We start from the raw sequence: 14,628 nt of genomic DNA on the forward strand, positions 1-14,628 counted from the left end.
GGTAGGGGTAGAATCCAGCAATCCTGCAATCGGTGAAGTCAGGAGGAATGGGAATTATAGAAGAAGTAGTCAGAAGAATCGTAAAAGTGATTTTCTACCCCTCGAAATGCCGAAAATCTTAGATTTTTGAACCATTACCACCATTAAGCTAGTACCCCCTTAGTACCTGAAAAGGGTAAAACCTTTACCTGTCAAGACTTTGGTATTTAATCAGCAAGCCCTAATTAATAAAGCAACCATTGGCTTAACTTCATAATACATTTTCAACTAATTAGGGCTTGCTGAAAAAGTCTTATGGGTGAAGGTAGGAGACAGCTATACTGGAGACAGCTATACTGGAGAAATGGCTTGGGAGCGAGGAGGTAGGAGTAAGAATTTTCTCAAGATGGTTCTGCTCTACTCTTGACCAAAATCCTGAATTTTTGAACCATTACCACCGAAAACCTCGCACTCCCTCCAGATCTAAAATTGCTCAAACCAATATCAGTCAATAAGCGCGATATTTAATCAGCAAACCCTAATTATTGGAAATCTCTCAATTACTTTTTCCTCCTTTATAAGGTAATAAAAAAAGCTGATAGCTGAATGCTGAATGCTGAATGCTTACTCTGCTATACATAACTAATGAATAAATTCTTGACTAATACTAGAATACTGATTGACTGCCTGATCGAAGAATTCCTGTAGTGTTGCTAGATAGCGATCGCTATCTACTTCTGCCAGATCGTTATGTGCTGCATTTGGTATTAAGAGTAATTTTTTCGGTGCTGCTGCTGCTGCAAATAATCTTTGACTCATCATTACAGGTACGACTCGATCTTCCATTCCATGAATAAATAAAACGGGCATTTCCAATAATTTTACTTTGTTAATGAAGTCAAATTTTTGGGTTACCAGTAAGTTGAGGGGAAATATCTGGATTCGACGTCTGTGTCTGTATTTAGCCATGTCTTTCATGGAAGTAAAACAACCTTCAGCAATTAATCCTGCTGCTTGTGGTTGTTGAAGGCAAAGATTAGCAGCGATCGCTCCTCCGAGAGAGTATCCATAAACAAAAATTTCTTCTGGTGAAAAGTTTTTTTCTTGAGTCAAATAATTCCAAGCTATCAATGCATCTTCATAAACACTCGCTTCTGTGGGAAATCTTCCTTGACTGTTACCGTACCCCCGATAGTCAATCATAAATACCGAAAATCCTAACTGATATAGTTTAGCAACTCGCTCAAGATTGTAACTATTTTTCCGAGCTGCCATGTTACCTTTAGCACCCTGTAGAAAGAGGATAACTCTAGAATTGCTCTTAGTTTGAGGAATCCACCAACCAGATATTTTTTCTGTCTGTTTGTTAGAGTTGGGAATTGATAACCAAACTTCTTGATATGGAAGATTAACAGTATCCGGAGTTGCTAATACCAATGGTGCAGGTTCAAATATCAATCGGTTTTGCAGCAATCTTAGCAATACAAAAGCAGAAGTGTAGATAGTTGCTAAACTTATTAATAGAAATTTCAATAAACTCTCAAAAATAGTCATTAGTTAAAAGTGTATTTCTGATTTACAATAGTATCAGCAGCTGATATTGATAAAATAATTTTTTTCTAGAATTCTAGGAGTGACATTTATCTTGCTCTGTTCCAAGTTTTCTAGTAAGCATTCAGCAGTCAGCATTCAGCAGTCAGCTATTTGTTATTAACTCATTATCATACTAGAGGAGAATTCAAATTTATTCATTAAATTGGTTATCATCGAACCTCAGTTATTGCTTTAATATGTTCATGCATCTGATTGCTGTTTGCGGAGCATGACAAACGGAAATGCTAATAGCTGAATGCTTAGGTTTTCTATATGATAATTTTGCCATAAACATAAATTTAATTGTTGCCCAGATGACGGGAAAAAAGTTATAGAACAAGGAAAATAAAAACTAATTTTCAACTGTCTACTTTTTGCACAGCCTCATAACTAAGACTCGATCATTTTATGTAGTTGTTTGACTGCACGAATTAAACGAATAAAATATGGCCTAACTATATCTCGATTTAAGTCTTGTAATCTATTCACTTGTGCTTGTAGTTCCTCAATTTTATTAGACATAGAAGTATTATTTGTTGATTGTAAATTATCTGCTAAATGCTGTTGTAAATCTGTAGTTAAATCTTTTAATGATTGTAATTCCTCATCAATATTTGAAAATTTAGTATTTATTGTGTCCCAGTCTTCTTTTGTAATTGTATTGAATTCAAAATCTGATTGATTTTGAGAAAAATTTATGGGAGACTCTGGAGTTAACTCAGTAAATTTTTCTTGTATTTTCTCTGAATACCCATCCACTGAATCAATATCTATCCTGAGTTCTTCTACTTCATTGTTAATATGTTTTTGTATTTTTTCCTCAAATCTTTTTCTATTAATTGAATTCAATACTAATGCTAATGTTATTGGAGGTGCAACAAACGAAATTTTTTCCAGTACCAATGCTAAACCTGAACCAACAATTGAAGCCCCTAAAGCAGTATATTCTGCTATTTGTAGCCAATGAGGTTGACTTTGGGGATTATTTGAAACTGTTGATGATGTTTCTGTGTCTTCCATAAATTCATATCCCCATTCAATATATTAATTTTAATAGTTTAATAGTAGATAATACATTTTTTATCTAATTATTATATCATAATTTATTAAATAAAAATTATTTTTAACAAATCTTTATATTTCTTGAAAAGTAGTTGAGTTTAATCAAACAAATAGTAATATTAAGTAAAGGTTATTTTCTGTTTGATTGCAACAAGCAATACTATTATCATAGCAATAGCCCAATTTCATTAATTGATAATTGATAATGGATAATTGATAATTACCTCTGGTTAAAACCGCTCTTGATTGAATATCAGGAGATATTATTTCTTCTCTTGGTTGATTGGATATGGCGAGGGGACCTCGCCATCTCTCAACCGCTTTTTTTCCCTTAAAAGGGGAGGCTTTAAACCAGAATTATTTAATAATTAATAATTAATAATTCGGTAATTCTAAATTATAAATTATAAATTATAAATTCTTGAAGTTTGCTTCCGCATTCCGCACTGAAAGAAAAAGGTAACAAGCTAACTTTAGTAAGTCCTGTAGGTTCACGCATTTGTTTGCAGAGTATGACCTAGGAAATGCTTACATTTGATCAATATGGAAAAGTAAAAAAAAATGGGTCTAAAAATTATTGAAAGCTTTGAAAGTAGCTTCACGTTAGAACAAAATGCTCAACAAATTTTATTCAAATTATTAACAAGTGAAAATTTTATTCAACAAATTACTTCTCAATTACCATGTCAAAAATTAGAATTTACTGAATTAATATTTCAACCAGTTCCCTACAGCAAAGAAACACCTAAAGGAATGGCAAAAGAATTTGAGGAGTATCACGAATCTAGTGAATATATTATCATTAACGTTCCGCCAAACTTCATGTTTCAAGCTAAAATATTTCAACCAAGCCGTCTCTGCGCCGTTTATAAAATCACTAGAGATTAATCAACTTTTATCAATTTTGAATTAATTACAGCATATTTCGGGCAAATGAGGTACAGGGTAAATGATGAAAATATTGTAGTGCGGGCATCTTGCCCGCTTCGGGGTGTACCTCACGGGCAGCGGAAAGTGCTGTAAAACTAACCTTAAATAGGAAAAATTAAAACTAATGACTAATACTCAAATGCAAATTCCAGAATTGTCTAAATTAGAATACTTACCTTATATTGATTCTCAAGGAAAATTACCAATTTCTTTACAAGGAAAAATAGGTGTTTATGGAATTTTCGACCAGGATAAAAAATTACTATTTGTAGGTTATTCTCGTGATATATATCAGAGTATGAAACAACACTTAGTCCGTCAACCTAATAGTTGCTATTGGCTAAAAACACAAACTATTGAACGTCCGAATCGTACTATATTAGAAGGTATAAAAACTGCTTGGATTAATGAAAATGGCTCTTTACCTATAGGTAATGATATTGCAGAAGCAAAGTGGAATCAGCCAATAGATGCTAAACAAGAAATGACAGAAGCAGAAGCAATACAATATAGTGACCCATTAATTGATGAAGTTGCTAAAGAAAAACTCTTAAAAAATATATCTAGGCGAGTTGAAGCTAATATTTTAGAAATATTAAAAACTAGAGGTTTAGAAGAAAATATTCGCTTTAATCCCAAGTTAAAAACCAGTGGTTTGCTAGATTTGAAATAGGTTAATATAGCAAGATGATTTGAGTTGTGAGATATTGGAAACTTTTAGGCAACAGCTCCGGAAGGCAACAGGCAATAGAGAAGAAGAAAAAAACGTATCATATGAATATAATAATTGCTATATTCTGTACTTTTAAGGAACACTTCAATTCTCACAACTGATTCCTGATTGCTATACTATTAGACATCTCCAGAAAAGAGGGAGTAGGGAGTAGGGAGTAGGGAGTAGAGGTAAATAATTGATAATTTCTTTGGGATAATTGATTTGATTTTTTATTATTGGAGATGTCTATTGGTGTGAATATTTGGGACAAAGTAAGCATTCAGCAGTCAACTATCAGCTATTAACTGATTATTTTGGAAGGAATAATTAGTCTCCAAATGGGCGTTGCTTATTCTGGGTATGATTTGATAATTTTATATTTTGGATTTTGTATTTTAGATGGTTTGAACTACTTGTTAATATTAATTGCTCCCTATTCCCTATTCCCTATTCCCTATTCCCTATTCGCTGTTCCCTATTCCCTATTCCCTATTACCTATAAACCTACTTTCATACCTTAATTCAGCAATGCCTGAAAATGAAATGGATGGACGAATAAAAATCTCCCCAGATGATTATCAAGGATGGTACAATGTGGGGGTAAATTTTAGTAAATTGGGGAAGCATCAACAGGCTATTACTGCTTTTAATCAGGCAATAAAAATTAAACCAGATTACTATGAAGCCTGGAATAATCGAGGTAATTCCTTGAAATTAATAGGTAGATTCCAGTCAGCTTTAAATAATTTTAATCGTGCGATAGAAATTCAACCAAATTCTCATTTAGTTTGGTATAACCGAGGTAATTTACTCAATAATTTAGAACAATATCGGGAAGCGATAACTTCTTTTGAAAGAGCCACAAAAATCAAACCAGATCTATATCAAGCTTGGTACAATGCTGGAAATACTTGGAGTAGTTTAGGACATTATCGAGAAGCAGTTGAAAATTACAAACAAGCAATAAAAATTCAACCCAGTTTATACCAAGCTTGGCATAATCAAGGCAAGGCATTATTTGAATTAGGAAGGTATCAGGAAGCTTTGAATTCTTTTGAAGAAGTCATTAAACTTAAGCCTAATCATTATATAGCTTGGAATTTTCAAGGAAAAACTTTATTTTATTTGGGGAATACTAAAAGAGAAATTATTAGTTATGAAAAAGCAATAGATATTAAAGTAGACTATCAGGAAGCTTGGAATAATTTGGGTCAAGCTTTATCAAATTTAGGAGATTGGGTTGAGGCGATCGCTTGTTTTGATCAAGCCATAAAAATTCAGTCAGATTATTGTTTAGCTTACTATAATAAAGCTCGTTGTTATGCTTTGCAGGATAAGCCATATTTAGCTATTGAAAATTTAGAACAAGCAATCAATTTAGGTGCTGGACAACCATATCGAGAGATGGCAGAAACTGATGCTCATTTTTTTAAAATTAGCTCAAATCCTAAGTTTCAAGCTTTAATTAAGGATGATTTAATTTATTAATTAGCTATTAGCATTCAGCTATCAGCTATCAGCTAAAATTGAGGGGTATAATACCAGTTTGATAAATCTTTGCTACAAATATTTAGGTTACTGCTTAGGAGTCAGGAGACAGGAGTCAGGAGTCGTATGGGAATAGGTTTGATACCATTTTTTATATAGTAATTTATCTTTTTCGTCCAATAGATATTTCCTACAAATTATTTTAATAATGCTTATTATTTGTAACATTCTTTTTTCAAATTGGTATAATACTAAATCTCCAAAGTTTTACGACATCTTAATATCATGTTTGGACGAGTCAGTTATAAATACAATTTAAGAACTGACAGTACCGAAGAAATACTAAAATTATCTTGATTTTTCTCCTTTTTTCCCTTCTGCCCTCTGGCTTCTGCCTTCTGCCTTCAAGAATAAATTTTCATCTTTGCCAAAGTCGTCGCAAAGCAGAACCTACTACATCCGAATAACGTAATTCTCCAGACAAAATTTTAGTCATAATAGTAGTAGCACGAGGTCGTTTCACACCTACTTGATAACCAATATGTGAAAAGTGAGAAAATCCTTGGGCTAAACGTTGTGCCCAGACCATATTTTTACCCCATTCTTCATTAACTACTTGACTGTATTTTTCTAAAGCAAATAAATCTCCATTTAGGGAATTATTAATTGCTGTAGCTGCTTTAATACCTGTAAATATAGAAGGGCGAATTCCTTCAGCAGTAAAGGGGTCAACAATACAAGCAGCTTCTCCTGCTAAAACAGCATTTTGTGTATGTAATTTTTGATTACCATTCCACAAACATAAAGGATGACCAAACTTCTGAATATTTTGAATATCTACCTCAAACATTGTGGCATATTCTGTTAATAAAGCTCCAAAATTTTGACCGTGCTTTCGCCAAAATGTACCTACTCCAATTGAGTATCCATCTGCTTTAGGAAAATTCCAAACATAGCCATTATTTAACATTCCAAATTCAAAATAAGCACTATCAATTTGCTGATTTTCAACTGGTACTTCTATTTCCATAGCACCACCTGAAAAGCGTTTACGATTGTTAAAACCCAACCATTTTGCCATGGAACCTTTTGCTCCATCAGCAGCAATTAAATAACGACCAATAAACGATTTATCGTTGGTGTTTACTTGCCAGTTATTGTGTTTGAATTTTATATCTATAACTTTGGTTTTATCTCTAATTTCTGCTCCCTGTTTTTGCGCTTGCTGAACGATAAAATAATCAAAAACTTCTCGGCGTACCATCCAAATTGGTTCTTGATTTTTGAGGTTAACTTCTACTAAATCGCCTTTTTTCCAAGTATAACGAATGGAGTTAATTTTCAGAGAAATGGCTGGTGTAAAATCAAAATCAAACCACTGTTGAACAATGGGAGAAACTCCACCTCCACAGGGTTTATATCGAGGTAAAGATTCTTTTTCTAAGACCAATACAGAACGTCCGTTTTTTGCTAGATGATATGCTGCACTTGCTCCTGCGGGCCCGGAGCCAACTATAATACAATCAAACATTATAATTAGGGAGTAGGGAGTAGGGAGTAGGGAGTAGGGTTTAAAGACATTCAGATATCTTGGTTTAATACTGATAATCGTTACAAATATTACTAAAGCATTACTATTACTTAATAACTGAAGTCTTAATCAAGTATAGCATTATCTTTGGGAATTGGTATAATTTAGTAGTTTTAATGTTTTTAGTTATTATCTCAAAATAGAATCGTCGGGAAAAAGTAAATGCCAATTCTTGAAGAAGGCAGAAGGAAAAATTGCTTATGAATAATCAACTCCTTGTCTACAAACCCCAAGCAATTTTAAGCACCATTTAGACGGTGAGGTATTAAACCTGCCATAGAAAAGATAACAATACTCTTGGAAAAAAATATGCAAATTCAGACACGCAATAAAGTATATACTCCAGAAGAATATCTATTCTTAGAGGAAAATGCTGAAGATAAACATGAATATCTAGATGGAGAAATAATATCAATGACAGGTGGAACTACTAATCATAATGAAATTACAGGTAATTTATATGCTTACTTAAAATTTGCGTTAAAAGGCAAAAATTATCGCATATTTATTGGTGATGTTCGCTTATGGATACCCGATTATAATTTATATACTTACCCCGATCTTATGGTAATTGAAGACAAACCAGCGTATCATCAAACTCGTACAGATACAGTTACTAATCCCTTAATAATTGTTGAAGTATTATCAAAATCAACGGCAAATTATGACCGAGGAGATAAGTTTAAATTTTATCGGTCAATTCCTGAGTTTAAAGAGTATATTTTGATTGATCAATATCAATTTTATATCGAACAGTATGTTAAAACTTCTGAGGAGAAATGGGAAGTTACATATTATGAATCTGAAGAGTCAAGGTTAAAGTTAGCTACTCTAGATTTTGAAATAGTATTTAGTGACCTTTACGAAAGAGTTGATTTTAAGAATCAAGATATTTGATTGAAGAAGGCAGGAGGCAGGAGGCAGGAGGCAGGAGGCAGGAGGCAGGAGGCAGAAGGGAAAATTGTATGGGGATTCTCACCCCAAACAATTTTAAGCACTCCCGTTAACGGTGGGGTATTAAATCCATAAAGGAAAAGATAATCTATGAATTTTATTTTTATACCAATTCTCAAAATTTAAAATTTAATTCCCATTTCTCGGCTAACTTAATTACAGGTTCAAATCCTACATCCATCAATTCATGTCCAGATGTCATTTCAGTTATCAGTTATCAGTACCTCTCGCTGTTTGTGCAGCATTCCGCAGGAAAACAAGAGGCTTGAAAATACGCTCATTGAATATTCTCTTCTTTTTAAGGAGAGGTAATTATTAATTATTAATTATTAATTATTAATTATTAATTATTGAACCTCTTCCTTCTTCCTTCTTTTTTAAATCAAACTAGGACATTTCAAATTCACTATTCCCAGTCGCACATGAGAACCATCTTTGAGAATAGCTTCTAAGGAAATTTTTACCTCTGGCGCAAATTCAAGTACTTCTAATTCTCCCCAAAAACCACAATATTTAGCCTCTGGAAATTCTGGATGAATTTCTCCTACATCTGGACGATGCAAATTAGCAGGAATTTCTCTGATTACTTTGCCAGCTACAATTAATTCTACTGTTACTGGAGGAGATGTTTTTCCTACTACCCATCCACCTATACAAATAGAACTAATATTTTGCTCTACTCCTGGTTTAGGCACATCAATAGAACAACCAGCTATTTCTGGATCTTTTTCATATAAAGAAACACCAACTTCAACATTTGTTTTAATCCTTAAACTGAAGTCTTCTTGTTGTCGAGTTAAATGAGGGTTATAACAAGGATCTGCATCTATTAAGTGTTTCCACCTTTGCTTCATATTTTGAATTTCTTGTTGGAAACGTAATTGTTTTTCTCCTGTATTTTCTACTCCCCTACTTTTCGATTCATGATGATACAAAACAGCGTGAGGTACATAAATATTTCGATATCCTTTATCTAGGATTTTTAAACATAAATCTACGTCATTAAATGCCACAGCCAACTCTTCATCAAAGCCTCCAATTTCTTCAAAAACTTTTCGCCGACACATTAAACAAGCTGCTGTTACAGCGGAATAATTATTCACAGAAATAATTTGACCATTGTATCCAGTATCAGTAGGAGAAAAACCTCGATGACTATGGTCTGCTATACTCCTCATTCCTAATACTACTCCGGCGTGTTGAATTGTATTATCTGGGTATAACAATAAAGCACCGACTGCTCCTATTTTTTCTCTTTGTGCTTGTTCAACCATTGCTTCTAACCAGTCAGGAGTTTTTACTTCTGTGTCATTATTTAAGAATAGTAAATAATCACCTTCTGCTTTTTCTGCGGCAAAATTATTGAGCTTGGAAAAATTGAAAGGAATATCATATTCATAACATTTGAAACGTTGTGGTTCTTGATTTTTCCACCCTTCGATAATATCTTTTGTTTTTGATTCGTCGCTGCCATTGTCAATCAATATTACTTCGTAATTTGGGTAAGTTGTTTTGCTAAAGATTGACTCTAGACATCTGTCTAAAATGTCTCCTAAGTTTCTGGTGGGAATTATAATACTGACTAGCTTTTTCTCTGGAATTTGATAACGAACTTGATAAAAACCAGGATGTTGAGTGAGGCTATAAATTGTTCCTTTTTCTCCTCGTCTTTCTAATGCTTCTGTTAATGCTTTTTTGGCTGTTTCTGCTGAAATTGTCTGATTTATTGCTACTCCATTTTCGGAAATTCTGCTGTGATAAAGTATTTTGGGAATGTGGAATATTTTTTGACTTGTTTCGCTTAACCGCAGAATTAAATCATATTCATAACTATTTTCATATCCTCCTCGAAAACCGTTTAATTTTTCTAGTAATTCTCGGCGATATATACATAAATGACCAGTGTACATTCGAGATAAAAATGAGTCTGGACACCAATCTGGTTTAAAGTATGGTTGAGTTAATTTGCCTTCTTTTGTTAATTTATCTTCATCTGAATAAACCATATCTGCTTCTGGATGTTTATTCAGAAATAGCGCCATTTCATAGAGAGCATCTGGGGTTAAAGTATCATCAGAATTTAACAGGGTAATAAAATCTCCTGTTGCTAATGCTAAGGCCGTATTTAAGTCTGTGGTAATATCTCCACTTTCATCTTTTAAAACTAATTTTACTCTGTTATCTTTTTCTAGATTTTGCGGAAGTTTATCGGCAATATAACAGATTTCCCAATTTGGATAAACTTGATTTATAACTGATTCAATTGTCTCTTGGAACTCTGGAGATGCTTTTTTTTCTGGCAAGATAATACTAATTAATGGTTGATATCGAAAAGTGTCTAAATTTTCCGACATCTTCTTTAGTTTTTCTGAGCTAGGTAAGTTTGCTTTTAGCCATAATTGATAGGTATCTTCTTTTTCAACTACAGGAGAAGTCGAGGGAGAAATAGCAATATTTGTTTGTTCCTTATTTACTATTTCCTGTTCCTTTTTTAAAAGATCGACTTTTTCCTGTTCCCTATTCCCTGTTCCCTGCTCCCTTTTTAAAAGAGCAGCATTTTCCTGTTGCCTGTTGCCTGTTGCCTGTTGCCTATCCTCTATTCCTTGCTCCCTTAAAACCTTTTTTTTAGGTAATAAATTTTCTAACTGAGCTTTAATTTCAGAGTCATCTGGATTAATTTGTAAACCTAACTGATAAAAGGCGATCGCTCCATGAGTTTTCCCTTTTTTTACTAATGTATTTCCTAGTTGTAAATAAAGTGTGTGGTCTTCTGGTTTGATTTCTAATGCTTTATGATAAAGCTGTTCATTTTCCGGGTCATTTTCTATGGCTTTTTCATACCATTTTATGGCTTCATCTAAATCTAATTGAGCGCGTTTTTTCAGGGCATCTCCTAATTTTTGATAAGCTTCTGGTAGGTCTGCTTTTAATTCTATGGCACGACGATATGGATCTATTGCTTCTTGCCAATTTCCGGATAACCACAAAGATTTTCCTAAGTTAATATGAGACCAAGTAAAGTCAGGATTTAGTTCTATTGCTTGACGATAAGGTACAATAGCTTCTTCCCATTTTTCTAGTTTTAATAGACAGTCTCCTAAGTTATTATGAGACCAAGAAAAGTCAGGATTTAACTCTATGGCTTTGCGGTATGCTTCAACAGCTTCTTCCCATTTTTCTAATTTTTTGAAAGCTTCTCCTAAACTATTGTGATACCAAGAATTATCTGATTTTATTTCACTTGCTTTTTTATATACTTTGGCAGCTTCTTCCCATTTTTCCTGCTGTGAGAAAATTTCCCCTAACTTTCCATAGGGAATATCAAATTCTGGATAATTTTCCGTTGCTTTACTATAAGCTTGAACTGCCTCTTCTATTTTTCCTTGTTCTTGGAAATCTTCTCCATATCTATAGTAAATTTCTCCAATTTTTTCCTTTATTTCTATTTTATTTGGTTCTAGTTGTTTAGCTGTTTGATAATTTTGTAAAGCTGACTCTAGCTGTCCTTGATTTAATAAAGCATCTGCTAATTTTTCGTAAGGTTCTACATTATTTGGATTAGCAGATATAACTCTTTGATAACAAGTAACTGCTTCTTCCCACCGCTCATTTTGAATTAAAATTTCTCCTAATTTATAACTAGCTTCTACTAACTGTGACTTTAACTGAATTGCTCCTTGATAACAAGCGATCGCCTGTTCTAATTGACCATTTTCATTCAGAGTATTTCCGGTATATAAAAATTCTTCTGCTGTGGCTTTTCCAGGTTCTAGTCTTAATACCTGAAATAAACATTCTGCTGCTGCTGCTGACTGATTAAGCTGAGTATAAATTTTTGCTAAATTACGATATGCTCCAGCAAATTCTGGTTTAATTGCAATGGCTCTTCGATAATATTGTATAGCTTTTTCCCACTGCTGTTGTTGAGCAAATATAGTTCCTAGGTTGGCATGAACTTCTACAAAATCTGGTTTAATTTCTAATGCTTTTTTGTACCAATCTAATGCTGCTTCTAATTTACCCATAGCTTGTAAAGAATTACCTATTATTTTATAAGCTTTGGGTTCTGGTTTAATTGAAATAACTTTCTGACTTACAGTAATAGCTTGTTGCCATTTTTTCTGATTCACATAAGTCTCTGCCACCATCATATAAGTTTCTATATCTTCAGTATTAATGGCAGCTACAGTTGGTTGAGGTGAAATATTATTTATCTGTTCTGCTGCAGCAAGAGTATCATTAGCACTTTCTTCGTGATTATTTAAACTGCCAATTAAAGTATCTTGGGCTTCTAATTCTTTACTAGAAACTAAATTATATTTATTAGCTCTAATATCTGTTGAAGTTTCTACTTTTGTATTGGTATTAGTAGCTCTAAGTTCGATAGCTCTGCGAAAACAAACTGTCGCTTCATCTAGGTTCCCTTGCTCCTTTAAAGCAGCTCCTAAATTTTGATAAGCTTCTGCTGAATTAGCATTTAACTTAATAGCAATTCGGTAACAAGATATTGCTTCATTTAAACTACCCTGTTGCTGTAGATTTTTACCTAAGTTAATCATTTCTTCTAGGGTAGCTTTTTCAGGTTCTAGAGAAAGTGCTTTATACTGACAATATGTAGCCGATTTTTCATTACCCAAACGTAGCCATACTTTTGTCATATTGCGATAAGCTCCAGCAAAATGTGGCTTCAGTTCTACAGCCTTTTGATAAAAAGATATAGCTAATTGCCATTTTTGCTGTATGGCATACAAACTGCCAAGATTAGCATATACTTCCGGCCAATCTGATTTAATTTCTAATGCTTTTTTATAGTAATTTTCGGCTGCTTCTAATTTTCCCTTTACTTGCCAAATATTACCTAAAGTTTTGTAGGGAGGAGCATAATTCTCTTCTATTTTTATAGCTAATTCACAAGAAGCGATCGCCTCATCAAATTTTTTTTCGGCTACATAAGCTTCTGCTTTCTGCTGGAATTTTTCTGCTGCACTTTCTGGAGGATTTGTTGGTGACATTTTCTCTCTTTTTTTTTGCTACTATGAATTAAGTTGATTTTCGGTTTGACTCAAAATTTAATTGAAAAACGGGCAATAGTTTCTATTTCCTATTCCTTGTATTTTTTACCCTCTTCACTTCAGTTATCAGTTAACAGTACCTCCTGTAATACCAGTTTAAAAAAAGAATGCTATGGAAAAGTATATCTCGAACGGATATGCTTAAATATATTTGCTCCAGTTCATTTTAGATAGTTATATCTATTATTTTTACCTTTTTTTCAAGAGGATTAATTGTAGGTAATAATATTTTACCTAATACTATTTCTTTGTAACGATGCGCTTAATAATTTTTTTTACGGTCTTATTTTACCGATCGTCATCATCTTTGATTAAGCACAACTTCATAGATAATTTTTATAATATCATGTTATGAGGGATTAGTTATTACATAGGAGCTACAAATCAGGAGTCAGGACTCAGAATGAGTAGCTTTTATAGTATTTGTTAGTATTAATTAGAACTTGCTGATTAACTATCAAAGCATTGACAGATAAAGGGAAGTGCGTTTTTAGATCGAAAAAACTGCCAACTTTTCGGTCTAAAGAACTCAAAAAGTTATACCATTTGTGAATAATAATGCTATATTTGATTACCATCTCATACCATTTCTCTGTAACAATACCCTTAATAATTCTTACCCAAACCTGAGTTTTACTAATAGCTGTTATCTTTTATTAAGCGCAACTTTATAGAGAATTGGTATCACTACTCACTAGCTACCCATCTCCATGTTACTAAAGATAAATAACAAACTTTTTGAGATTTAGTTAGTATTAGTATTCTTGACAGACAAAGGCAGAAAAATTAAGGAACAATTTATCCGACTACTTCCTAATTAATTCCCATTTCTCCTGAGTTCTGACATAGAATTCGGTTATACAGCAATCAGGAATTAGTTGTGAGAATTGAGGTGTTCCTTAAAAGTATAGAATATAGCAAGTATTATATTTATATGATAAGTTTTTTTCTTCTTCTCTGTTCCCTGTTCCCAGATCCGGTGTTCCCTAAAAGTTTCCAATATCTCACAACTCAAATCATATTACTATATAATATATCTTTGATAATTCTATAATTACTTTAATATTTAATCTCCTCTAAAAGAGGAAACAGGCAACAGGCAACAGGGAGAAATAATTGATAATTTATGGGTAAGAATTGATTTGATTTTGGATTTTTACCAGATGTCTAATATTTAATCTCCCCCACTCCCCCACTCCCTTACTCCCTTACTCCCCCACTCCCCCACCCCCAGCTCACACGTC

At 33.2% G+C, this 14,628-nt stretch carries 8 protein-coding genes; 4 read left to right on the forward strand and 4 right to left on the reverse strand.

All coding sequences use genetic code 11. The annotated features are described in order from the left end of the window. Positions 1-621: 621 nt before the first annotated feature. The gene (locus F6K54_RS25510) at positions 622-1,533 is read right to left on the reverse strand and encodes an alpha/beta hydrolase (protein ID WP_293083694.1); all 912 of its coding nucleotides are present in this window, start codon (positions 1,531-1,533) and stop codon (positions 622-624) included. 429 nt (positions 1,534-1,962) lie between these two features. Continuing rightward, a complete protein-coding gene (locus tag F6K54_RS25515; protein ID WP_293083697.1) occupies positions 1,963-2,592 on the reverse strand; it encodes a hypothetical protein in 630 nt (209 codons plus the stop codon). A 603-nt stretch (positions 2,593-3,195) separates the two neighbouring features. Here F6K54_RS25515 and F6K54_RS25520 point away from each other — a divergent pair. The 3 genes from F6K54_RS25520 (at position 3,196) to F6K54_RS25530 (ending at position 5,767) form a co-directional block, all read left to right on the forward strand. Further along, complete coding sequence (locus F6K54_RS25520; protein WP_293083700.1) at positions 3,196-3,522, forward strand: hypothetical protein; 327 nt, start codon at positions 3,196-3,198, stop codon at positions 3,520-3,522. 166 nt (positions 3,523-3,688) lie between these two features. Beyond that, a complete protein-coding gene (locus tag F6K54_RS25525; protein WP_293083701.1) occupies positions 3,689-4,237 on the forward strand; it encodes a GIY-YIG nuclease family protein in 549 nt (182 codons plus the stop codon). Between the two features lie 570 nt (positions 4,238-4,807). Continuing rightward, positions 4,808-5,767: a tetratricopeptide repeat protein gene (locus F6K54_RS25530; protein WP_293083704.1), complete on the forward strand. Its 960-nt coding sequence runs from the start codon at positions 4,808-4,810 to the stop codon at positions 5,765-5,767. 418 nt (positions 5,768-6,185) lie between these two features. On the opposite strand, the gene F6K54_RS25535 is transcribed toward F6K54_RS25530, so the two are convergent. Continuing rightward, positions 6,186-7,298 carry a geranylgeranyl reductase family protein gene (locus tag F6K54_RS25535; protein ID WP_293083707.1) on the reverse strand — a complete coding sequence of 371 codons (1,113 nt, stop codon included), beginning with the start codon at positions 7,296-7,298 and terminating at the stop codon, positions 6,186-6,188. A 369-nt stretch (positions 7,299-7,667) separates the two neighbouring features. Between F6K54_RS25535 and F6K54_RS25540 the strand changes: the two genes are divergently transcribed. After that, on the forward strand, positions 7,668-8,255 hold the full coding sequence (locus tag F6K54_RS25540) for a Uma2 family endonuclease (protein ID WP_293083710.1): 588 nt from the start codon (positions 7,668-7,670) through the stop codon (positions 8,253-8,255). Between the two features lie 434 nt (positions 8,256-8,689). Here F6K54_RS25540 and F6K54_RS25545 read toward each other — a convergent pair whose 3' ends face one another. Beyond that, positions 8,690-13,324 carry a tetratricopeptide repeat protein gene (locus F6K54_RS25545; protein ID WP_293083713.1) on the reverse strand — a complete coding sequence of 1,545 codons (4,635 nt, stop codon included), beginning with the start codon at positions 13,322-13,324 and terminating at the stop codon, positions 8,690-8,692. Positions 13,325-14,628 lie beyond the last annotated feature (1,304 nt).

The organism is Okeania sp. SIO3B5 (genome assembly GCF_010692555.1).
Classification (GTDB): domain Bacteria; phylum Cyanobacteriota; class Cyanobacteriia; order Cyanobacteriales; family Microcoleaceae; genus Okeania.